Source organism: Undibacterium parvum (assembly GCF_003955735.1).
Lineage (GTDB): Bacteria > Pseudomonadota > Gammaproteobacteria > Burkholderiales > Burkholderiaceae_D > Undibacterium > Undibacterium parvum.
In genome coordinates this window covers 535,922-559,300 of record NZ_CP034464.1, presented here as the reverse complement: position 1 = coordinate 559,300, position 23,379 = coordinate 535,922, and the positions used below count along the sequence as shown (strand labels likewise).

Sequence of the window (23,379 nt, the reverse complement as noted above, 5' to 3'; positions counted from 1 at the left end):
ATTAAATACTGAGTTAGCCCTGGCATAGTGCCGGACTCGAAAATAGCGCCGACTATTATTTATTTGTCGGCAGCAAGAATTGGCCTGAGTGAAACACCAGCGGAGCTTGCGCCGTAAACTCACAGCGCTCGACTTCGCCGACAAAAATCACATGGTCGCCTTCTGGGTAGCGGCTGCGGTTATGACATTCAAACCAAGCCGAAACCCCATTCAAAATAGGGTGGCCGGTATGTGACAGCGTATATGCCACGCCTTCAAATCTATCTTTCTTCTTGCTGGCAAATTGTTCTGCCAGCGCCGCTTGCTCAGCCGATAAGATGTTCACAACATAATGCGAGTTGCCGCTAAAAACCGGCATGCTAGTAGCCGTATTGGCTAGACTCCAGAGCACCAGTGGCGGGTCGAGTGAGACCGAATTAAAGGAACTGGCGGTCAAACCCAGAAACGTGCCATCAGCCAGGCGCGTGGTGATCACGGTCACACCAGTGGCGAATTGAGACAGGGCGTGGCGAAAATGACGGGTATCAAATTCACGTTTTTCAGCGCGGGGAGAGCGAGTGTGCATCAAATTTCCAGATTTATTTGCTGACATTATCCCAGATTTTCCATGTAAGCATGTAGCGCTCAGACTATCCTCAAGCCTAGCCCCGCTTGTGTTAAACTGACGCCCTCATTAAAGCCAAGTTAATATTTGTAAGTACTTGATTTTTAAGTTTATTTAAACGGGATAATCTTCATGTTCAGAATAAAAACCTTAGTGAAGTTACTAATGAAGTTACTAGTGAAGCCGCTAGTGACGATGCTGTTCGCCAGTTTTGCCCTGAGCGCCATGGCCGAAGGCCGCGAATTTCCTGCTAACGCCAAACGTGCCGAGTTAAGTGTTACCAAACTTGGCGACATGGTGATCGATGGCAAACTCAGAGAAACTAATCCGTCTACCCGGATTTTTAATGAAGAAGGCTTTAGCGTCACTACCAGTAATCTGGACAGTGTGAAAGCGCCGATTTTGTACACAGAGACCGAGATCGGTGAAATTCAGCGTATCTGGTTACTGACCAAGCAAGAGGCAATCCTGTACAAACTGAAAAAGCGTTAGGCGCTTAACGATTGGATATTGGCAAAATAGCTGTGGCCGTTTTTTAGTTTTGATTTTAGTTTCGGTTTTAATTTCGATTTGAATCGAATGAGTAAAATTTATAAAAAAGTAGTGTAGAGAATTTCATGCAAAAAAAAGTATTTATTAAAACCTTCGGCTGCCAGATGAACGAGTACGACTCGGACAAAATGCAGGATGTGCTGCAAGCGGCGGACGGTATGATCAAAACCGACAAGGCCGAAGACGCTGATGTGATTTTGCTTAACACCTGTAGCGTGCGCGAAAAAGCCTCGGAAAAAGTGTTTTCTGATCTGGGCCGTTTGCGCGAACTCAAACTGAATAATCCTGCTTTGCTGATCGGCGTCGGTGGATGTGTCGCCTCGCAAGAAGGTGCTGCCATCATCAAACGCGCACCGTATGTGGACATCGTGTTTGGCCCTCAGACTTTGCATCGTTTGCCGCAATTGATTAAGGAGCGCGTGCGCAGCGGCATTTCGCAAGTCGATATCAGTTTTCCTGAAATCGAAAAATTTGATCACCTGCCACCGGCCAAGGTTGACGGTGCCACCGCCTTCGTCTCCATCATGGAAGGTTGCAGCAAATATTGCAGTTATTGCGTGGTGCCTTACACGCGTGGTGAAGAAGTTTCGCGTCCGTTTAACGATGTGCTGGCCGAAGTGGCTGGTCTGGCGGCGCAGGGCGTTAAAGAAATCACTTTGCTGGGACAAAACGTCAACGCCTACCGTGGCGTGATGGACGATGGCGAGATCGCCGATTTTGCCTTGCTACTGGAATACGTGGCTGAGTTCCCCGAGATAGAGCGGATACGCTTCGTTACCAGTCATCCTAAAGAATTTACTCAACGCCTGATCGACGCCTACGGCAAAATTCCTAAGCTGGCCAATCACGTGTTCCTGCCTGCCCAACATGGCTCGGACCGTATCTTGTCGGCGATGAAGCGCGGTTATACTTCGCTAGAATATAAATCGGTGGTGCGGCGCCTGCGTGCCGTACGTCCTGATATTGCGATTTCTTCCGATTTTATTGTTGGTTTTCCTGGCGAGACCGAGCAAGATTTTGATGCGCTGATGAAACTCATCGCGGATATAGAATTCGATAATAGTTTTAGCTTTATTTTTAGTCCGCGTCCGGGCACCCCGGCGGCTAATCTGGAAGATGAAACTCCTTATGAACTCAAGCTCAAGCGCCTGCAACATCTGCAAGCGGTGATCGATACCAATACCAAAAAATACAGCAGCGCCATGATAGGCAGCGTGCAGCGTATTTTGGTCGAAGGTCCTTCGGTCAAGGATGCCAATGAGTTGCAAGGACGTAGCGAAAATAATCGGGTGGTCAATTTTGCCGGTCCTAAAGAATTGATCGGTACTCTGGTGGATACCCGCATTACCGAGTCTTATAATTACACGCTGCGTGGTGAATTAATCGCCTAGCTCCCAAGGGAACTTCTAAAAACCCTATACTCGGGCGCATCGCGGCGTTGCAAATCCTCGCAATACCGACGTATTGCTCCGGTTTGCGCCTTGCGCTGCATCCCGATTAACGGGTTTTTAGAAGTTCCCCCAAGTGGCATGCGCAATATCCATGCGGCTTGGCAGGCTAAAATGGCCTGCAAGCCGCAGCAGATATGCGTGATCGATTTTGAAAAATAGATATTTTGAAAAATACACCTGTTCCCGTCCTGTATTTTAGCCCGCAGCCCATGGATAACTTGCGGCTAGCGCATTTGTGCGGGCCGCTTGATGAAAACCTCAGGCAGATTTCAGCCGCGCTCGATTTGAGTATCTTTCGACGTGGCGATAAATTTATCGTCAGCGGCGATAATGCCGAACGTGGTTTGGCGATGCTGGAACATTTTTATTCTATCGCCAAGAAGATCATCAGCATCGATGAAGTGCAATTGGCCTTGGTCGAGCAAAGGCTGAGTTCTGGACTGAAAAAAGCAAGCCCAACTTCGGCAGCTAAAACCACGCGGGCCAAAAAAGTAAACAGCCTCGATGCCTTGGAGTCGGATGGGGCCGCGCTGGCGCTGCTTGCTACTTTGGACGACTCGACAGAGGCTGTGCAAGCTGAAACTTTCGAGTTGGAGAGCCCGGTACTAAAGACCCGTCGCAGCGATTTGCGCGGGCGCACTCCACATCAGAACAATTATTTACACGCCATCGTCGAGCACGATATTACCTTCGGCATAGGGCCAGCCGGTACCGGTAAAACTTATCTGGCGGTGGCTTGCGCAGTCGATGCTTTGGAGCGGGATGCGGTCAAACGCATCGTGCTGACGCGCCCGGCAGTCGAGGCCGGCGAGCGTCTGGGTTTCTTGCCCGGCGATCTGGCGCAAAAGGTCGATCCGTATTTGCGTCCCCTGTATGACGCACTCTACGATTTGCTGGGCTACGATAAAACTCAGAAAATGTTCGAAAAACAGGTGATAGAGATCGCGCCGCTGGCGTATATGCGCGGGCGCACTCTGAACCACGCTTTTGTGATTTTGGACGAGGCGCAAAATACCACGCCCGAACAAATGAAAATGTTTTTAACCCGCATAGGTTTCGGCAGTAAAGCGGTGATCACCGGTGACGTCACTCAGATTGATTTGCAGCGCAATCAGAAGAGCGGTCTGGTGGACGCGTGTCAGGTGCTCAAGGATGTGCGTGGCATCGCCTTTGCACAGTTTTCCAGTATCGACGTGGTGCGCCATCCGCTGGTCGGACGCATCGTCGACGCCTATGAAGACGCTAATGAATTGCAGCATCAGCACAGCGCCGACATCGGCAATCTAAAACAGGCAACACCGCTTAGTCATCACTTACAAAATCATCATGGCCGTAAAAAATAAACTCACTTTATCTGTTCAATATCCTGATCCGCGTCTGCAAGAACTGTTGACTCGTCCTTTGCTGCGCAAGACGGTGCAAGCGGCTTTATTCTTCCCCGCCGAGTTGACTTTGCGGTTTGTCGATGCCGAAGAAGGCCGCACGCTGAACCGCGAATATCGAGGTAAGGATTATGCGACCAATGTCTTGACCTTTGCCTACACCGAAGACAGTGATGCCGAAGTCACGCAAGCCGACCTGATTTTTTGTACCGAGGTGTTGGAGAAGGAAGCGGCTGAGCAAAACAAGTCGGTGATCGCACACGCCCAGCATCTGGTGGTGCATGGTGTGCTGCACGCGCAAGGCTACGACCACGAAGAAGATGAAGAAGCCGAAGAAATGGAAGCCTTGGAAATACAGATACTGGCTGGCCTGGGTCTGGAAAACCCTTACGAATAAATGTTGGCGTGGCAGTCTAGGTGCTTAAATACGGGCGGCGACGTAACTGTTCAGCCCGCTGTGAACATCCCCTCGCCCGCTGGCGGGAGAGGGTCGGGGTGAGGGTGATTGAGCAACGCTTGCTTTCAAATAGCTGATGCGCTTAGCGCTATGAAGTATCAAATATTGTGCAAATTTGAACTACCCTCATCCCAACCCTTCTCCCGCAAGCGGGAGAAGGGCTTTGTATAGCGAGCTGAACAATTACGCGGCGATTCTTGAATTTTTAGGCACCGCGCCAGCGCGCAGTATCCATGCGGGTTTCCAGCCTGCCTTGGCCTGTAAGGCGCATGGATACTGCGCGCTGGGCCATGCCTGATTTGAAATTGTGAACACTGCGTATGCAGTTCATACCCATCCTGAACCAGTGTTGCCAGTGTTAGGGACACTGTTCAGGAATACCTCAAACATCTAAAATCCTAGCGAGTTAATATGGCGATGTCATTTTTTAAAAAGCATCAACGCACAGTCAATATCGGTGACCGCGACGTCGTCACCTATGGCTTGCGCACGCAGTTCTGGCAGGATATTTACTATTACACGATGACGATCTCGTGGCCGGTGTTCTTTGTGTTTTTTGCGCTGCTGTTTGTTTCGCTCAATCTGGTATTTGCCGGGCTCTACATGCTGGGGCAAAACGCCATCGGCAATTTAATGCCGGATAATTTTCTCGGTGCCTTTTTCTTTAGCGTGGAGACACTGGCGACCGTTGGTTACGGTGATATGCATCCACAAACCGTGTATGGCCATACCATCGCAACCCTGGAAATCTTCATCGGTATGTCGGGGATAGCCCTGATCACCGGCGTCATGTTCGCGCGCTTTTCGCGGCCGCGCTCCAGCATCATTTTTGCCGAGCATCCGGTCAGCCACGAGGTCGACGGGCGTCGCATACTGATGGTGCGCTTAGCCAATGCGCGCATGAATATTATCAGTGAGGCCGGCGCCAAACTGCGACTGATACGCGATGAAAACTTAACCGGTAGCGGTAATTTTCGTAAAATTCATGATCTACGTCTGGAACGCGAGCAGCATCCTATTTTTATCCTGGGCTGGACCGTGATGCATGTGATTGATCAGAGTAGCCCTTTATACGGCCTCACCGTAGAGGAGCTAAAAGAGATGCGGGCGGCGTTGATCTTGAGTATAGACGGGATCGATGACACCACCAATCAATCGCAGCGGGCACGCCATTATTATCCCTGCGAGTTGATACGCTGGAGTCATCGTTATGTGGATATTTTTAGCAGCGATGCAGCGGGACAACAGCATATACATTATTCCCGCTTCCATGAATCAGAATTGTTGGAGACCACGGTGCCGCAGGCTAAGGAAGGGTGAGTGTTTTTTTGCCTGTGGTTTTGTTGCGGTGCAATAACAGAAGTGCAACTCTAAAATCTGTGCATTTGTGCCCGGCAAGGGCGGCTAATGCTATTGTGTGCAAATAAAAACACTTAAGGAGACTTAGTATGGATACGCTTAGAACCGTCGATCAATTGCTCAATCAATATGCGGAAAGCCACCGCAATCACGTAAATGAATTAATCCATTTTGTGTGCGTGCCCGTCATTATGTGGACCGTGCTGGGTTTGCTGTGGGCAGCGCATCCGGTGCTGGCGCTAGTGGCAGCCTTGTTAGCACTGGCCTATTATTTTTCGCTTTCGGTGCCCTTTGCTGTGGGGATGAGCCTGATGGCAGCGGCCATGCTGGCGATACTCTACCTGTTGCCGGCCGCAGCAGTATTGCCATCCGCTTTGGGTCTATTCGTCATCGCCTGGATTTTTCAATTTATCGGACATAAGATAGAAGGCAAGAAACCCTCGTTTTTTGATGACCTACGCTTTCTTTTGATCGGGCCCCTGTTTGTTTTGGGGTTTTTATATAGACGCTTGAAAATTGCCTACTAGCATGAGGGCAGTTGGACCAGCGGTAGAACATGCGGCCGTCAACCGCGGTATTTTTCTATCCTTGAGCGATTTACGGAACAAAGCGGTCAACCATTGGTCTATATAGACGTTAAAATAAGATATCACTAGAAGTGTGTTCTGGTGAGTCGTCTCAAATAGGAGCTTACCGTGAAAAAAATTCTTATCCTTGCAATGATTGCTAGCTTGACGGCTTGTGCTAGTCAGCCAACTTCCAATAGCGTGTATCGTCCGCATCAGGCGCAAAATGAGCAAACTATCCGTATGGGTGTGGTGGAGTCGGTACGTGAAGTGACTATCGATCCGGGTCAGAGTGGTGTTGGCACCATGGCCGGCGCCGCCTTGGGTGGAATTGCCGCCGGTTCTAGTATAGGCAAAGGCAATGGTGCAATCGCCGCCGGCATCGTTGGTGCGGTGGTGGGTGGCATGGTAGGCCAGAGCGTAGAATCAAAAGTAAATAATCGCAAAGGCCTGGAGATTACCGTCAGGCTCGATAATGGCGAGATGAAGGCGATTACCCAAGACGCCGATGAAGCGTTTCGTGCAGGCGAGCGAGTGCGTTTGCTCCATAGCGGCGGCGTGACTCGGGTAACGCATTAAGGTTTTTTTACTGAAGTTGATTCAGCTGGCTTTACACAATTAAAAAATCCCTCGCTATGCGAGGGATTTTTTTGTCGATAAAAATTTAATAAATTAAGGTACACATGGACATTGATCCTTTGGAAACGGTAGCAAATTTGGAGGAGGCCAAGCCTGGAGACCGGGCCGCTTTTCGTTTGAACATGCTAGTCGCGATTACGGTCGCTATCCTCGCTACTTTTATGGGTATCTGTAAGGTCAAGGACGATAATATCGTGCAGTCCATGCAGCAGGCTCAGGCTAATAAACTCGATCACTGGGCTTTTTATCAGGCACGTAATATCCGCGAAGAAGTCGCCAAAGCTACCATTGTGCAACTGAAGTTGGCCGCCATGTCACGCACCGGAGCCGAGGCAACTGCCTATCAGGCAGCGATTGCCGACTATGAAAAAATCGCCGCTGAGCAATCCCGTAAAAAGGAAGAATTAAAGGGGCAGGCCGAGCAAGACCAAAAAGACTACGATGCGGCTAATTTTAAAGATGATCAGTTTGACTTATCTGATGCCCTCATTGCCATTGCAATCTCGCTGTTGGCAGTGACCGCTTTAACGCATCAAAAGTGGTTGTATTGGGGTGCTCTGATACCGACTGGTTTCGGTATCTTCATGGGCTTGTCAGGCTTACTGGGCTGGGCCGTGCATCCAGATAGTTTAATTCGTCTGCTCTCATGAAGACGCAATCCCCATGCGCCTCACAGGCCGAAAAGCGGCTGTAGGGCGCATGGATACTGCGCACTTGATTTTGGGAGCTTCTAAAAAACCTATACTCGGGCGCATCGCGGCGTCGATTGTACGATGCGATCCTCGCAATACTGGCGTATTGCTCCGGGTTGTGCGTTACGCTGCATCCCGATTTGCGGGTTTTTCTAGCTTCCATTTTTGTCGCTTCCTTTTCGCCTAGCGCTGCTTTCGCTTAGCCAATAAAAAAGCCCACCGACTTCGGTGGGCTTTTTTTTGTTTAGCCGTCGCTTAGGATTTGACGTTCAACAGCATTTCGTTGAGGCGTTTCACAAAGCCGGCTGGGTCAACCAATGAGCCACCTTCTGCCAGCATGGCTTGATCAAATAGGATGTGTGACCAGTCAGCAAATTTGCTGTCTTCATACTTGAGCTTTTGGACTAAAGGATGATCTGGGTTAACTTCCAGAATCGGTTTCGATTCCGGTGCTGATTGGCCTGCCGCTTTCAACATGCGCATCAGATTGCCGGACAGCTCGTTATCGTCCGCTACCAGGCAGGCTGGCGAGTCGGTCAGACGGAAAGTGACGCGTACATCCTTGGCTTTATCTGCCAACGCTACTTTCATCTTCTCGACCAGATCCTTGAACTCGGTCTCGGTTTCTTCGTGCTGCTTTTTCTCGGCTTCGTCTTCCAGTTTGCCCAGATCCAGATCGCCTTTGGCAACTGAGACCAGCTCTTTGCCTTCAAACTCAGTCAGGAAGGACAACATCCATTCATCAACGCGATCAGTCAACAGCAACACTTCCACGCCTTTTTTACGGAAAATTTCCAGGTGCGGGCTGTTTTTGCCAGCGATATAGCTGTCGGCCGTGACGTAGTAAATCTTGTCCTGACCTTCTTTGACGCGGCTCAGGTAATCGGCCAGAGAGACGTTTTGCGCATCGCTGTCGTTATGGGTAGAGGCAAAACGCAATAGCTTGGCGATGCGGTCTTTGTTGCTGGCGTCTTCGCCTATACCTTCTTTTAAGACTTGGCCAAACTCTTTCCAGAAGCCCGCAAATTTTTCTTGCTTGGCGCTAGAATCGTCTTCACCTTCGGCATTTGCCAATTCTTCCAGCATACCTAGTACACGCTTGGTCGAACCCTCGCGGATCGCCTTGATGTCGCGCGACTCTTGCAAAATTTCGCGTGACACGTTCAGCGGCAAATCATTGGTGTCGATGATGCCTTTGACGAAGCGCAGGTAGACTGGCATCAGTTGTTCGGCATCGTCCATGATGAAGACGCGCTTGACGTACAGCTTGATGCCGCCGCGTTTGTTTCTGTCCCACATGTCAAACGGTGCACGACTAGGAATGTACAGTAATTGCGTATATTCGCTGCGGCCTTCAACGCGGTTGTGCGTATGCGTCAGCGGTGCTGTGTAATCGTGCGAGATGTGTTTGTAGAACTCTTCGTATTGCTCAGGCGTGATGTCGTTCTTGTTGCGGGCCCACAGGGCGCTGGCTTGATTGACTGTTTCCAGTTCATCGCGCAACACCTGTTCTTTTTTCTCTTCGTCCCACTCTTCTTTTTGCATCATGATAGGCAAAGAGATATGGTCGGAATAAGTGCGGATCACACTCTTAAGCTTGTAGGCCGACAGGAAATCGTCTTCGCCTTCGCGCAGATGCAGCGTGATGGCGGTGCCGCGATCGGATTTAACGATGGCTTCCACGCTAAAGTCACCGGCGCCGGTAGATTCCCAGCGTACGCCTTCAGTGGCGGTAGTGCCGGCACGGCGTGACTCGACCGTAATCTTATCGGCAACGATAAAGCCGGAATAGAAACCAACGCCGAATTGGCCTATCATGGCCGCGTCTTTTTGCTGGTCACCGGAGAGTTTGCCGAAAAATTCTTTGGTGCCGGATTTTGCAATCGTACCCAAATGCAAGATCGCTTCATCGCGTGTCATGCCGATGCCGTTGTCGGCAATCGTGATGGTACGGGCGGCTTTGTCAAAACTTACCTTGATCTTCAGATCGGAGTCGTCTTCAAACAGGCTGGCATCGTTGATGGCTTCAAAGCGCAGTTTGTCGGCCGCATCGGAAGCGTTGGAGATCAGTTCGCGCAGGAAAATTTCTTTGTTCGAGTACAAAGAGTGAATCATCAATTGCAGTAATTGCGCAACTTCAGCCTGAAAGCCTAGGGTTTGTTTTTCTGACATGCTTGCCTCAAAAAGGAGAAAGTTTTATGAAAAAATGACACTGAAAATACAGATATGCTACGAGGTATGGGTGTTTGCCGAATTTTCAAGATGCTTCTTTGACGCCGATGCCTGGGAAACAAAATAATATGCCGAGCGCTATAAATGTTGACGCCTATATTTTGTTTGCAAGGGATAGCAAATGCTCGCTGTGACCTTAGATTCGGAAATTGCGTGTCTGATAAAGCTTACTTTGCGATGTGATTTTTTAACGTGAATGGAGAAGTGTGAATAAAATACAAATCACTGATTCTTAATTTCCTAGTCTTAAAGGCAATCGCAGCTTGAAACAACTGCCAATCTTTGGCTCGCTGCTAAAGCTTAAATTGCCACCATGTTTTTCGACTATGCCATAAACGATAGAGAGTCCTAAGCCGGTACCGGAACCGACTTCCTTGGTCGTGAAAAATGGCTCCATAATATGTGCTTTAGCCTGCGCTTCAATGCCAATACCGTCGTCCTCAAAACTGATAACGAGCTGGTTAAGTTCGCGTTTTAGATGTATGTGAATATGACCGCAGACCTCACTTGTTAAGAGTTTCTGTTTTTCGGCTATCGCCTGACAAGCATTGACCAAGATGTTCATGAAAACTTGATTCAATAAGGTTGGCCAGCACTCAATTTCGAGGTCTTCGGAAAAATCGCTGGTGAATTCCACTCTATCTTGCCACCCTGTACGCACTAAATTTATGGTTGAGTTTAAACATTCCGAAATATGTATGGTGCGTTTATCGGAATCGCCTAGACGGGTAAATGTACGCAAATCTTTGACTATGGTTTTGATACGTTCGGTGCCGTTAAGCATTGTTGCCACATGCTGTGACAGTTTGCTGAAGCGTTGTTCGAAGCCTTGCAGTATTTGTGCAGCCTCATCAGGTTCTACCAATTCTTCGACGAAATGTTGAAATTCCCGGATATCAACCTGCAGATTTTGCGCCGCGACATGGGCAAAATTGGTAGGGTTGTTGATTTCGTGAGCAATGCCTGCAGTCAAGATGCCCAAACCTGCCATTTTTTCTTGTTGCGCCAATTGCTGTTGCGTAGACTGCAAATTATATAAAGTCACTTCTAAAGTTTGATTGCTCTCGGATAAGGCTTCCGAGCGTAGTTCCAGTTCGCGGTAGGATGAGTCCAGTTCCTGTGTTTTTTGCACTAATTTTTTACTGATGTTTTGTTGGTTTTTTAGTGTTTCTTGTAATTGTGTGGTGCGCCTCTGTACTTGTTGCTCCAAAGATTGATTTAATTCTTCTTTAATCAGATCATTTTTTTGTAGCTGCTCATTTTGGGTTTGAATTAAGTTAATTTTTTCTTTAATAGCAGCTTGCATGCGTATAAAACTCACCGCCAAACTTCCCAACTCGTCTTTGCTTTCAAGATCAAAAAAATGCTCTCCTTCTTCTGATACTAAGCGCGCTGCGTTGCTTGTAGAAGCCGACGTTTTTTGTAGGCTCATGCTGGTTGTTGCTTGCGATTCGGCTGAGAAATTTAGATGCTCGTGCGCCAACTGTTCGGCTTTGGCGGTGAGTTTGAGTATTGGTGCGCTTAATCGACCCGACAGAAAAATCGCAGCCCATATGCCTAAGGCCAAAGATAGTAGACCGAATCCTACCGAAAAATAGATGAGATTGATAATGGGTTCCCGAATATCATTACGGGAAGCAACGCCCACAATGGCGAATGGGCGCCCGATGAGTTCTTGTTGCCGGATAACGATAGAATTGTGTTGCTCGGGAAGATCGCTGAAACTGCGCCAATGTTGACTAAGTTCCAAATAGTTTTTTCTCTCTTCGGTGTTAATTTCAACGCGCTGCGGAAGCACGATTTCCCCATTTTCAGCTTTGGCAAGTGTAGAGATGAAACCTTTTTTTCCAATTTGTATCTTGCCAAATAGTTTTTCATCAATCTTGGAGAAATTAAGTATCAATACGAGATTGGCTTCATTGAGTGAAATACCTTCTTTGCTGAACGCTCGTTTGAATATCAATATCGGTTTTCTCCTTTGTGAGTCAAAGCGATGTAAGTGCATGACCGCAACCCCTTGGGGTGGCATTGCCGCCAAATTCGACATGTTGTCGCCCGAGGAATTGAATTCGCTTAGAAACTCATCGATATCGAGATAGCTGTAAAGGACTTTTCGACCTTTGAGTAATAAAATATTCTCTATCCATGGTTCTTGTTCTTTAAATTTAGAAAAATAGGTATGCAGACTAGGTAGAAATACTTTTGCCAGTCCCGGGTCGCTATACATTGCCTCTACCAATGGACTCGTTAACCAAAGCCCCACATTACCCTCTCTAACATCAAGGAAATTCGATAACAAGGCCGTACTTTGTTCCAAGCTCTGAAATAGTTGGCGATTGGATTCCATGCGCAAAATATTCGCTGCGATTAAGGCGATGACAGAGGTCAATATCAGCACCACACTGACCACGATAGTGCAGCTCATTGCAATGAGCCTTACCCTGATCGAACTCTTGAGGAACTGTCTGAATAGATTCAGCATAGAAAGTAATTAGGGCGTCGACTTTACCAAGGCGATGAATTTAATGAGATTAATACCGAAATGTTTTTTCCATAACTGATTGAATTCCGAATTTTCACGCTCTTTCTGGTCTTCGAAAAATCGCTGTGCTGCAGCCTGTAAATCTCTATCTTGTTTGCGAAACCCCCAACCAATTTCCTCTGTGGGGCCAACCGGAAAGCTAACGCTAGAGTTTTTTAATTCGTGCTGAGTGGCTGAAATAGCTAGATCGGAGTCGGCTAAAGTGAAGTCGACCTTGCCGCTATCAACCGCAACGAAACTTTCGTGTGTCGAAATAATTTGTATTTTTACTGGATTTTCTTTGAATCCAGTCTGGTTTTGCTCTCCTAACCAGGTATGGTAAGATGTGTCTTTGTCTACTGCTGCGATTTTTCCTGCTAAGTCATGCAGATTCTTATATTCCTTTTGTTTCGATTTGTTCACGATCGCCATCATGCGACTTGGAAATAAATAGATGATGTCTAATTTTTTCAAGCGCCATTCGTTTCTTGTTAGGTTGTTGGGGTAAACATCGCATTTCCCCGATGCTAATAATTCCGGAGTATAGATTCCGTTGCGAACTACCTCGCTATTCTTATTGAAAAATTGCTCGTCCCAATCTAGCCTGAGAAACTTCGCCTGTATTTGCGGACCCAAAAATTTACTGAAAACCTGGATCTCTTCAAACACAAGTCCGCTAAATTTGCAATTTCCCCTGCAATTTTCCGGCTCCGCGCGGATGAAATCCGGGTGATAGGCAACTACGCATACGCGTAATTCTTTACTCTTGATTATTTCACTTAAAGAGCGTGCTTGCGTATGTGCGTGTATTAATCCCAATAAAGCGAGTAGTAAGGCATGTTTGAATCTGTATAAATGCGGTCCATATTTTCGATTCATGATCATCTCCAAATTATCATCTAAACAAAAATATTAAGTTTTATGCAAAATATTTGGTATGTGCTCTAAACGACATTATTTCATCGACATCATAAGCGCAACAAATTCGTTCAGCGTGCGCCCAAAATATTTTTTCCAGATACGATTTAATTCAGTATCTGAATTCTTTCTTTGTTGATCGAAAAAATTTTGAGCGGCAGCTTGCAAGTCTTTATCTTCTTTACGGAACGCCCAGCCGATTTCCTCCGTTATCCCTATTGGAAATGCGACTGTGGCATTTTTTAATTGATGGCGGGCTGACCACATGGCCATATCGGAATCTAGTAAGGTGAAATCTACCTTGCCCGTGTCCACTGCGTCTAAGCTATCGGCCGAACTCATTAGCTCTATCTGGATGGGATTATTCGCGAGTGGGGCGCGGTTCTGCTCCTGTATCCAAGTATGAAACGATGTATTTTTTTCTACTGCGACTTTTTTTCCGGCTAAATCTAAGAGCGACCTCATTTGAGACTCTAAGCCCTGTTTTGAAATAACCATCATGCGGCTGGGGAAAAGCACGACAAAATCTATTTTTTTTAATCGCCACTCATTTTTGGTGAGATTGTTAGGATAAATATCGCATTGGCCAGTGGCCAGTAACTCGGGTGTGTAACTGGTTTCGCGTATGGTTTTGCCTACTTTATTGAAGAATTGTTCATCCCAGTTGATGCGTAAGAATTTTCCGCGCACATCCCTCCCTAAACTGTTGGTAAATGCTTGTATCTCCTCATAGATAGGTCCAGATAATTTGCAGTTCTCGCGGCAATTGGCTGGCTCTGTGCTGCCGTGCGCGGGTGACAAGAAAGCGATGCAAACACGCAGCTCTTTACTCTTGTAAATGTCTTCCAATGAGCGCGCCTGTGTGGGGACAGTGCCAATCAAAAGCGTGAAAAATAAAAACAGCGCGGGCAGTAATCGTTGTTGATGAAGGGGGGGCAGCGGCAGCGAGAGGCTCATAGGGTATTCCTACGTTGAGATTTATGTTTGAAATGCTTTGCTCGCGACAACACGCTGCACGTTAAATCCAGTTGAGTTTGCTTGCGAGGTGCTTTGACTCCACTTGCAGTTGGCCTTTTTCTAGCATGTGGGGAATGTCTTTGTGATCCATTAGCTTAGGCGGCGCCTCGCTCACTTCGTCTCCTGCGCTTAAGCCCACCCATGTATTGCGCCCACTTTGTTTTGCGCAGTACATGGCGCAATCAGCAAATTTGACTATTTGCGACCAATCTAGGGCAGTTGGCGCTGAACTTAAAAAAGGGAATGCGGCAAAACCTATGGAACAGGTTCTTTGTAAATATTCTCCGTTGGCCAAAACCAGTCTCATGTCGGCCATGGTTTGACGCAGACGTTCAGCCATTTCGGACGCAAGTGAGCGTTTGATGAAGCGAGCAACGACTAAAAATTCTTCGCCACCCCAGCGTATCAAATAATCCGATTCTCGAAAGACCTGGCGTAATACGCTGGCAATGGCGCATAGCATTTGGTCTCCCACATCGTGCCCGTGGGTGTCATTTACCATCTTGAAGTGATCACAATCAATCAAGAAAAACACAAGGTCGTCGCTGTTTTTCGTATTTGATGCTTGGTTTGCTGGATGTTCTCGTCTTGCGATGGCTAGATCCTTTTCTATTACGTTTTGCAAATAGCGTCGATTGTGCAAACCGGTTAAGGGATCTGTAATGCTAAACCGTTCTAATTGTTGATAGGCGCAATGTAATTCTTCATTGCGTTGCTGTAATTCTTGTGTACGGGCGATAACCTTGGTTTCCAGATTTAAAACATAATCATTCAGATCACGTTTCATTTCATAGGCCTCGACAGCACGTTGCACCGTCAACTCAAAGTCGTGGCGATCAAAAGGTTTTATTACGAATTGGTAAATTTTTGCGCGATTGACAGAATCTACTATGGCATCGACATCAATGTAGCCGGTAATGATGATGCGCAAAGTTTCCGGAGAGAGCGCGCATAGTTGCTCGCATAGTTGAACGCCGCTTAAGCGAGGCATGCGTTGATCGCTGATTACTAAGCTGAGTAGTTCTGGACGCTGCATTTGGGTAACAAGTTCCAATGCCTCTTGTCCGTCCCTGGCAACTAGGATGTGATAACGATCACTAAGAATCGCACTCAGAACATCTAGGTTGTCAGGCTCATCGTCCACCAAGAGTATGGTGTGAAGTAAATTGGAAGCAGGCGTTGCAGAAGCTAATAATTCTTTTTTGAAAACGGCCATTTTTTCTACTCCCAGTGTGAGAATAAACCTTAGCTGTGCTCGCCATGGTCAGGAACAATACCTTCGTCTAATCAAACTTAAAGCATGCTGAATATGACCTTGCTTACGAAGTATCGCTTTATTTTTTTGCAACGTCAAGAAAGCCTATGATGCACATATGGACTCAATTTTTAGGTAAATAATGCTGATGTGACGTGGACTTACGCAAAATGCTTCGCTTAAGAGTGCCGGCGCAGACGGTAGCTAAGTGCTGTGAGGTCGGGGCAAAGAAGATGGGTCGGCTTGACCTAAGAGAAATCGAAGTGTGCGTCGCGGAGAAACTGTTTGATACGGCGGGGGAAGAGCGCATGCTTGCACTTTTCTAGCTTTCAACTAGGATGGTATTTCAGTTATTTCTTTTAGCAAGTTTAAAAATTTCCGTATTTTTGTCATCGTTCGGTAGTCTATTTTTGCGACAATACGATGTTTAGTTGCGAGCTAGTATCAGCCATTCTGCCCACATTTAAGATGCATTAAGTTGTTTTGCATCGCAACATGTTATAATTGTGGGTTACCCGAATCATTCCCAAAGCAAAACTACAAATCATGTCCACTACAAAACGCGCTATACGCAACATCGCCATTATCGCCCACGTTGATCACGGCAAAACCACGCTGGTTGATCAATTGCTGCGCCAATCCGGTACTTTCCGTGACAATCAGCAAGTTGACGCTCGCGTCATGGATTCAAACGATATCGAAAAAGAACGCGGCATCACGATTCTGTCGAAGAACTGCGCTGTTGAGTACAAAGGCACGCACATCAACATCGTCGATACCCCAGGCCATGCCGATTTCGGTGGCGAAGTTGAGCGCGTATTGTCTATGGTTGATAGCGTTTTGTTGCTGGTTGATGCACAAGAAGGCCCGATGCCACAAACGCGTTTTGTGACACGTAAAGCTTTGGCTCTGGGTTTGAAGCCTATCGTTGTTGTGAATAAAGTCGATCGTGAAAATGCCGATCCTCAAAAAGCGGTCAACGCCACTTTTGAATTGTTCGACAAACTCGGCGCGACCGATGAGCAATTAGATTTCCCTATCATCTACGCATCAGGCTTCAAGGGCTATGCAAGCTTGGTCGATACTGTACGTGAAGGCAATATGGATCCGCTGTTCGACGCGATCCTTAAACACGTTCCTGCACGTGAAGATGATCCAGATGGTCCTTTGCAATTGCAAATCACTTCGCTGGAATATTCTTCTTACGTCGGTAAGATCGGCGTTGGCCGTATCTTGCGTGGTCGTGTTAAGCCTTTGCAAGACATCGTTTGGATGAATGGTCCAGATGATAAGCCAACTAAGGCACGTATTAACCAGGTTTTGACTTTCAAAGGTCTGGATCGCGTATTGGTCGAAGAAGCGCTGGCTGGTGACATCGTACTGATTAACGGTATTGAAGAAATTGGTATTGGTTCTACTCTGTGCGCTCCAGATTTCCCGGATGCTTTGCCGATGTTGAAGGTCGATGAGCCTACCTTGACAATGAACTTCATGGTGAACAATTCGCCATTGGCTGGTCGCGAAGGTAAATTCGTGACAACGCGTCAGATTCGTGATCGTTTGGATCGCGAACTCAAAGGCAATATGGCTTTGCGTGTAGTTCAAGCTGAGAACGATGATTCGACTTACGAAGTATCTGGTCGCGGCGAGTTGCATCTGACTATCCTGATCGAAAACATGCGTCGTGAAGGTTTCGAATTGGCTGTGTCCCGTCCACGCGTAGTTTTCAAAATGGTAGACGGTGTACGTCATGAGCCGTTTGAGAATCTGACTGTAGACGTAGAAGAGTCCAACCAAGGTGGCGTCATGGAAGAACTCGGTCGTCGTCGTGGCGATCTGCAAAACATGGAACCGGATGGTAAAGGTCGTGTTCGTCTGGAATACCATATTCCTGCACGTGGCCTGATCGGTTTTCAGGGCGAATTCATGACATTGACACGCGGTACTGGCTTGATGAGCCACGTGTTTGATGAATACGGTCCTGTCGATAACACTAAAGGTGAACTCGGTGGTCGTCGTAATGGTGTATTGATTTCTCAAGATGACGGCGCTGCTGTTGCTTACGCTATCTGGAAACTGCAAGATCGCGGCCGTATGTTCGTTAGCCATAACGATCCAGTTTATGAAGGTATGATCATCGGTATCCATTCCCGTGAAAATGACCTGGTTGTGAATCCGATTAAGGGTAAGCAATTGACCAACGTTCGTTCTTCCGGTACGGATGAAGCGGTACGTCTGGTACCACCAATTCTGGTGAATCTGGAATACGCGGTTGAATTTATTGATGATGATGAACTGGTTGAAGTAACGCCTAAGAGCATTCGTCTGCGTAAGCGTTTCTTGAAAGAGCACGAGCGTAAAAAAGCATCACGCGATTAATCGGAAAAATGTATTGAGCCTTAGCCACTAAGGCTCAATATCCAAAAAACCCGTTTGCTACGCCACTGATGTGGTGTGACAAACGGGTTTTTTGTTTTTAGGATTTACGCAAAAACGCCCCAACGTCGTTGCACTCGCCTTGCCGTACTAAAGTACTGTCTTCGGCGGCACGCCTAGCTGGAATAATTTTGCGTAAGTCTTAATTTTGTCAGAATTGACGTAAAACCTAGTTCTTAAATTTGATATGCAAAATAAACCGACTCACCGTCAGGCCCTGTTTCTGATGATTATCGCCGCCACTCTGTGGAGTATGGCCGGCGTGTTGACGCGCCATCTTGAGGCCGCGCGCGATTTTGAAGTCACCTTTTGGCGTAGCTTGTTTGCGGCGATTTACGTTGCTGGCGCGATGCTGTGGCAGCATAAGGCGCAGGCGCTGCCGCGCTTATTGGCAGTGGGGCGCTTTGGCATGATATCCGGCGCAATGTGGGCCATCATGTTCTCGTGTTTTATGATCGCGCTGACCATGACGACGGTGGCCAATACCTTAATCGTGATGAGTATCTCGCCTTTACTGACCGCTTTGTTTGCGCGGATTTTTTTGCATCAGCAGATTGCGGCGCGCACCTGGCTGGCAATTTGTGTCGCCACCGCGGGTATTTTTTGGATGTTCATCGATGGCTTTTCGCAACTAGATGCGCGCGGCCTGGCGGGCATGATGATCGCCCTCGGTGTACCGCTGGCAGCGGCTGTGAATGTGATTAGTATGAAAAAAGGTGGGCATGCGGTCGATCTGATCCCGGCGGTTCTGATAGGCGGTGTGCTCTCAGCGCTAGCGATGTTACCTATGGCTTGGCCGTTTCAGGCTTCACTGCATGATCTGCTGATCTTGGCTTTACTCGGCTTCTTTCAGCTGGGCTTCCCTTGTATGCTGATGGTGCGTGCGGCGCGTAGTTTGTCAGCGCCGGAATTGTCTCTGCTGGCGCTGCTCGAAGTTTTGCTGGGGCCGATCTGGGCCTGGCTCGGCGCGGGCGAAGTGCCGGCTCAGGCAACATTGCTGGGCGGTAGTGTGGTGCTGAGTGCCTTGGTATTTAACGAATTGTTAGCATTGCGAAAAGCCTAAGTTGATATGGATCAAGAACCGGCGAGATCGGACTGCAAATCGCTGCAGGCGGAATTATAATCGCGAACATTTTTCTTTTCGGATTGCCTTGCTATGCTAAAAGCCCCTGAACTTCTGTTGCCCGCCGGTTCGCTGGCAAAAATGCATGCCGCCTTTGATTTTGGCGCGGATGCAGTGTATGCCGGTCAGCCACGCTATAGCCTGCGCGCCCGGAATAATGAATTCTCTACACTCGATGTGCTGCAGCAGGGTATTAGCGACGCCCATGCACGCGGCAAATTATTCTTTGTCGCCAGCAATATTTTTCCGCATAACGCCAAGCTTAAGACTTACATCAACGACATGGCGCCGGTGATAGAAATGAAGCCGGACGCTATCATCATGGCCGATCCTGGCTTGATCATGATGGTGCGCGAAAAGTGGCCGGAAGTGAATGTCCATTTGTCGGTGCAGGCCAATGCGGTGAACTGGGCCGACGTCAAATTCTGGCAAAGCATGGGCTTAACCCGTGTGATTTTGTCGCGTGAACTCTCGCTGGACGAGATCGAAGAAATCAAACAGCGCTGCCCTGAGATGGAAATCGAAGTGTTTGTGCACGGTGCCTTGTGCATCGCTTATTCCGGCCGCTGCCTGTTATCCGGTTACTTCAATCACCGCGATCCGAATCAGGGTACCTGCACCAATTCCTGCCGCTGGGATTACAAGGTCGAAAACGCCACCGAAAACGAAACCGGCGATCTTGCCCGTATTCCAGTCGAAACCATTAAGCTCAATTTCAACGAGGCCCTGGAAGAAGCCAATCAATCGTTTTCAGCGATGGGCGACATGCCGCGCCATCCCTTGGCCGACCGCCCTTATCTGATCGAGGAGTCCGGCCGTCCCGGCAGCTTTATGCCGATACTGGAAGACGAGCACGGCACCTACATCATGAACTCGAAAGACTTGCGCGCTATCGAGCACGTTGCGCGTCTGGCCAAAATTGGGGTTGATTCATTGAAGGTGGAAGGGCGCACCAAGTCGCTGTATTACGTTTCGCGCACTGCGCAAGCGTATCGGCGTGCGATTGATGATGCAGTCGCAGGGCGGCCGTTTAACGAGCAATTGCTAGGCCAATTGGATGGCCTGGCCAATCGTGGTTATACCGATGGTTTCTACCAGCGTCACCACACTCAGGAGCATCAGAACTACATGGAAGGCGTCTCGAAAGCGCATCGCAGTCAATACGTGGCGCAAGTCTTGAACGTGGTCGATGGCTGGGCAGAAGTGGAAGTGAAAAACCGTTTTGCGGTGGGCGACCAGATCGAGATCATCCATCCTTGCGGTAACGAGATCATCACCCTGGCCGAGATGCGCAACCAGCACAATGCGCCTATCAGCATCATCGGTGGTGCTGGCCATAAAGTGCGCATCCCGCTGGACGCGAAATACGATAAGGCCTTATTGGCACGCATGCTGTAAAAAACACACCCTGCCACTGCGCATATTCCATGCGCTTCTCCAAGGCATATGCCCGCCAAGCCGCATGGACTATGCGCGCTGGCGGGGGGGAACTTCTAAAAACCCCATACTCGGGCGCATCGCGGCGTCGATTGTTCAATGCGATCCTCGCAATACCGACGTATTGCTCCGGTTTGCGCCTTGCGCTGCATCCCGATTAACGGGTTTTAGAAGTTCCCAGGTGGGGGCTTAAAATTTTATTGAGCGGCACTATGTCGCTTCAGGCAAATACGGCTTCGCCGTGCACGGTGATTGATTCAGGCTGGCGGATGACCGCTTGCAGCGCGTTTTGCAAAGAAGCGATAGAGGCACCGCCGCGATAGCGGAAGCTGACGTCTATGATGTCGCCAGCCTTCACTTGCAAGGCACTTGGTAAGGGCAAGACCATGTAGTGATTGAGCCAGTCTATGGTGCTGCTCTGCTGTTGCAGTACCGAGAGTATATTTTTGGTGATAAAGCGCAAGGCATTCAAATTGCCATCTTCTGTCATGCTAAAGCTACCTTGCCAGCTAATCAGCATATCGATGGGCGCGCTGAAGTCAATGATGCTGTAGACCGCCGGCTCGGCCAGTTGCCGGCTATTGGCGTAGATCGCATTAGTTTCCTGAAACTGCACGATGGGCGCGCTATAGCCTTCAAAGTTGTATTCCTGCTGCATAGGCTGGACCGCCATGATGATCGCTTCTGGCATGAAGATGGGCAAAAGACCGCCGAATTTTTCCAGATAGCGTTGCTTGAAATTAGCGATCACCTCTAGCAATTTTTCGCGCAGCATGGCGACATGGATCATCTCGCAGATCACCACGTCGACCGGCTCGGGTGGCAGATATTCAAAGGCGTCGGCATGGATGACTTCCACCTTTTCGCCTTGTGGGTTTTGCGCCAGCAGACGCCTGGCCTCATTGACCATGTCGGGATTAAATTCTACGCACCAGACTTTTTCGGCTTGCTGCGCTGCGAACCAGGACAGCACGCCTGTGCCGCCACCAAGTTCCAATACCTTGGCGCCGGGACGCACCACATGCTGGATCGCCGTCTTAAAGGCTTGCATGCGATTGCTATCCATTAACATATTGTGATGGTAGTGCAGCGGGATAAATTGACCCAGGTAGCAGCTCTCGGCTTCGCGTTCGTTTAGCATGGTTGTCCTGTTGATGGTAATCAAGATCGATCTCCTTACTGCGCTGCGAATCGAGTGCCACTAAATCAGTGTCACCAAAAATGAGTAAATTCTACGCTGCCCAAGAATGGAGAGTGTTCCGCTATCGATGATCCTTAGACGGTGGCGTTTGCGAAGGCAAATGCCGCCATGAGCTAAGGATGGAACTGTCTCCATTATCCCTAAATAGATACAAATCTAACTGCCGAGCTAGTCGACTTTTTCCTTGCTGCTTAGTCTTTTGCGGCTACATCCTATTTTAATTCATCTGGTAATTGCGGCATAAAAGCCCCGCTGCTCAGTAAGCTGTAGGCCATGCTCAGCATGACCGCGCCATACACCAGGCGCGGTAGCCAATCGGCCAATTGCTGTTGAAAACGCATCAGTATCTCGGTCTCGCCGCTGGCGTAACGCAGCAAAGTATCTGGCAGGGTGCCACTGGCTTCGCCGCTTTGTATCAAACTAATCAAGTAGGGTTCAGGCAGATGCTTGAGATGAGCGCTGGCCTCGGCCAGCGTCGCGCCACGCTGCACTCGGCTGAAGAGTTGCTCGAACTCTGCGCGCAGCAGCTGATTGCCCATGGTCTGGCTGGCCTTGGGCAGCGCTTCTAACATAGGCAGCCCAGCCTCCAGCATCAAACCTAAGCTCTCAAAAAAATCCCGCACGTTGTGGCGCACATGCATGACGCCAAAAATGGGCAGTTGTAGCAACAGGCGGTCTAGCCCCAGACTGAATAGGGAATTGCTGCGCCTATTGAGAATGGCGCGCCCCAGGTAATACAGCGCTGCCAAGATCAGTGGTGGCCGCAGACAGCCCCACAGATAGGCTTTGGCGCTCAGGCTGCCGCTCACCAGAGCAGGCAAGGGTTGGATTAGCAAAGATAAGATAAAAATCGCGACGGGTAAGCGCATGCGAGCCAGTATGGTTTGACGCATGCTCGCCTTCTGGGCATACATCTCGGCCAGGCGCTGATAGCTTTTGGCCGGGCTGCCGGCACTGGTGGCAGCGCGCAGTAGCTGTGCGTCTAGCTCGCCAAATAAACCCGATTGCTGACCGGCGCTGGCGATGTCTTTGCCGCGCCCCAATAGCTTACGAGCTTGATCCACTCTCTGCTTGGCCGGTGCTGCCAGCTTGAGTAAGGCAAACGCCTTATCGGTAGGCAAGCCGGCTTTCTCCATTGCGGCCAGATGCTGATACAGCTGGGCGCGCAGTGCAAAACTGAGTGGACTAAAACTGGACATGGGGGCGTTGGCTTAGCTGCGCGAAATAACGAGAATTAATGATAAAAATAGGCCTTACGCAAAATTGTCCCAGTTAGGCGTGCCGCCGAAGACAGTACTTCAGTACGGCAAGGCGGATACAACGACACTGGGGCGGTTTTGCGTAAGTCCTAAAATTGCTAGTGTAGGTGAATTAGGCTAGCTTGGGGAGCGAATGCGAGCGCTACCTGCGCGCATTGCGTGGGCAAATAACGACGCATGCTTAAATGCTATTTGACTAAGAATGCGCCTTGCAGAGATACTTGCTCCGGGTTTTATTGCGCGGCATAGCTTAGCTCTGCCATTGTTCATCTTGAGTC

At 48.8% G+C, this 23,379-nt stretch carries 19 protein-coding genes; 11 read left to right on the top strand and 8 right to left on the bottom strand.

Annotated elements, in window-relative coordinates; all coding sequences use genetic code 11:
- Positions 1–55: 55 nt before the first annotated feature.
- Positions 56–565 carry a flavin reductase family protein gene (locus tag EJN92_RS02465; protein ID WP_126126375.1) on the bottom strand — a complete coding sequence of 170 codons (510 nt, stop codon included), beginning with the start codon at positions 563–565 and terminating at the stop codon, positions 56–58.
- Between the two features lie 171 nt (positions 566–736).
- On the opposite strand from EJN92_RS02465, the gene EJN92_RS02460 reads away from it, so the two are divergent.
- From EJN92_RS02460 to EJN92_RS02425, 8 genes are all read left to right on the top strand, one after another.
- Positions 737–1,096 carry a hypothetical protein gene (locus EJN92_RS02460; protein ID WP_126126374.1) on the top strand — a complete coding sequence of 120 codons (360 nt, stop codon included), beginning with the start codon at positions 737–739 and terminating at the stop codon, positions 1,094–1,096.
- A gap of 125 nt (positions 1,097–1,221) precedes the next feature.
- Positions 1,222–2,547 carry a tRNA (N6-isopentenyl adenosine(37)-C2)-methylthiotransferase MiaB gene (gene miaB, locus EJN92_RS02455; protein ID WP_126126373.1) on the top strand — a complete coding sequence of 442 codons (1,326 nt, stop codon included), beginning with the start codon at positions 1,222–1,224 and terminating at the stop codon, positions 2,545–2,547.
- Between the two features lie 221 nt (positions 2,548–2,768).
- Positions 2,769–3,950: a PhoH family protein gene (locus tag EJN92_RS02450; RefSeq protein ID WP_407701545.1), complete on the top strand. Its 1,182-nt coding sequence runs from the start codon at positions 2,769–2,771 to the stop codon at positions 3,948–3,950.
- Positions 3,934–4,386 (top strand): rRNA maturation RNase YbeY, encoded by a 453-nt coding sequence (gene ybeY, locus EJN92_RS02445; RefSeq protein ID WP_126126372.1) that lies wholly within the window; start codon positions 3,934–3,936, stop codon positions 4,384–4,386. The genes EJN92_RS02450 and ybeY overlap by 17 nt, the downstream gene beginning before the upstream one ends.
- 477 nt (positions 4,387–4,863) lie before the next feature.
- Positions 4,864–5,766, top strand: coding sequence for an ion channel (locus EJN92_RS02440; RefSeq protein ID WP_170174857.1), 903 nt, complete (start codon positions 4,864–4,866; stop codon positions 5,764–5,766).
- Between the two features lie 128 nt (positions 5,767–5,894).
- The gene (locus tag EJN92_RS02435; RefSeq protein ID WP_126126370.1) at positions 5,895–6,332 is read left to right on the top strand and encodes an Mpo1 family 2-hydroxy fatty acid dioxygenase; all 438 of its coding nucleotides are present in this window, start codon (positions 5,895–5,897) and stop codon (positions 6,330–6,332) included.
- Between the two features lie 192 nt (positions 6,333–6,524).
- Entirely contained in the window at positions 6,525–6,950 is a 426-nt protein-coding gene (locus EJN92_RS02430; protein ID WP_407701544.1) for an outer membrane lipoprotein, read from the top strand.
- Between the two features lie 104 nt (positions 6,951–7,054).
- Positions 7,055–7,660 (top strand): DUF4337 domain-containing protein, encoded by a 606-nt coding sequence (locus tag EJN92_RS02425; RefSeq protein WP_126126368.1) that lies wholly within the window; start codon positions 7,055–7,057, stop codon positions 7,658–7,660.
- A 297-nt stretch (positions 7,661–7,957) separates the two neighbouring features.
- Here EJN92_RS02425 and htpG read toward each other — a convergent pair whose 3' ends face one another.
- From htpG to EJN92_RS02400, 5 genes are all read right to left on the bottom strand, one after another.
- Positions 7,958–9,874 (bottom strand): molecular chaperone HtpG, encoded by a 1,917-nt coding sequence (htpG, locus tag EJN92_RS02420; protein WP_126126367.1) that lies wholly within the window; start codon positions 9,872–9,874, stop codon positions 7,958–7,960.
- A 292-nt stretch (positions 9,875–10,166) separates the two neighbouring features.
- Positions 10,167–12,323, bottom strand: coding sequence for a sensor histidine kinase (locus EJN92_RS02415; RefSeq protein WP_227869671.1), 2,157 nt, complete (start codon positions 12,321–12,323; stop codon positions 10,167–10,169).
- Positions 12,324–12,425: 102 nt separating this feature from the next.
- Positions 12,426–13,334, bottom strand: a complete 909-nt coding sequence (locus EJN92_RS02410; RefSeq protein ID WP_157984301.1) for a transglycosylase SLT domain-containing protein — start codon at positions 13,332–13,334, stop codon at positions 12,426–12,428.
- Between the two features lie 75 nt (positions 13,335–13,409).
- Positions 13,410–14,330, bottom strand: coding sequence for a transporter substrate-binding domain-containing protein (locus EJN92_RS02405; protein WP_126126364.1), 921 nt, complete (start codon positions 14,328–14,330; stop codon positions 13,410–13,412).
- A 61-nt stretch (positions 14,331–14,391) separates the two neighbouring features.
- Positions 14,392–15,606 carry a GGDEF domain-containing response regulator gene (locus EJN92_RS02400; protein WP_126126363.1) on the bottom strand — a complete coding sequence of 405 codons (1,215 nt, stop codon included), beginning with the start codon at positions 15,604–15,606 and terminating at the stop codon, positions 14,392–14,394.
- 585 nt (positions 15,607–16,191) lie between these two features.
- Here EJN92_RS02400 and typA point away from each other — a divergent pair.
- The 3 genes from typA (at position 16,192) to trhP (ending at position 20,602) form a co-directional block, all read left to right on the top strand.
- The gene (typA, locus tag EJN92_RS02395) at positions 16,192–18,024 is read left to right on the top strand and encodes a translational GTPase TypA (protein WP_126126362.1); all 1,833 of its coding nucleotides are present in this window, start codon (positions 16,192–16,194) and stop codon (positions 18,022–18,024) included.
- A 244-nt stretch (positions 18,025–18,268) separates the two neighbouring features.
- Positions 18,269–19,144 carry a DMT family transporter gene (locus EJN92_RS02390; RefSeq protein ID WP_227869670.1) on the top strand — a complete coding sequence of 292 codons (876 nt, stop codon included), beginning with the start codon at positions 18,269–18,271 and terminating at the stop codon, positions 19,142–19,144.
- A 93-nt stretch (positions 19,145–19,237) separates the two neighbouring features.
- Positions 19,238–20,602 (top strand): prephenate-dependent tRNA uridine(34) hydroxylase TrhP, encoded by a 1,365-nt coding sequence (gene trhP, locus EJN92_RS02385; RefSeq protein WP_126126361.1) that lies wholly within the window; start codon positions 19,238–19,240, stop codon positions 20,600–20,602.
- A 259-nt stretch (positions 20,603–20,861) separates the two neighbouring features.
- Here the strand turns inward: trhP and EJN92_RS02380 are convergent, their stop codons facing one another.
- Positions 20,862–21,797 (bottom strand): methyltransferase domain-containing protein, encoded by a 936-nt coding sequence (locus EJN92_RS02380; RefSeq protein ID WP_407701543.1) that lies wholly within the window; start codon positions 21,795–21,797, stop codon positions 20,862–20,864.
- Positions 21,798–22,054: 257 nt separating this feature from the next.
- Positions 22,055–23,041 carry a type II secretion system F family protein gene (locus EJN92_RS02375; RefSeq protein ID WP_126126359.1) on the bottom strand — a complete coding sequence of 329 codons (987 nt, stop codon included), beginning with the start codon at positions 23,039–23,041 and terminating at the stop codon, positions 22,055–22,057.
- Between the last annotated feature and the right edge of the window lie 338 nt (positions 23,042–23,379).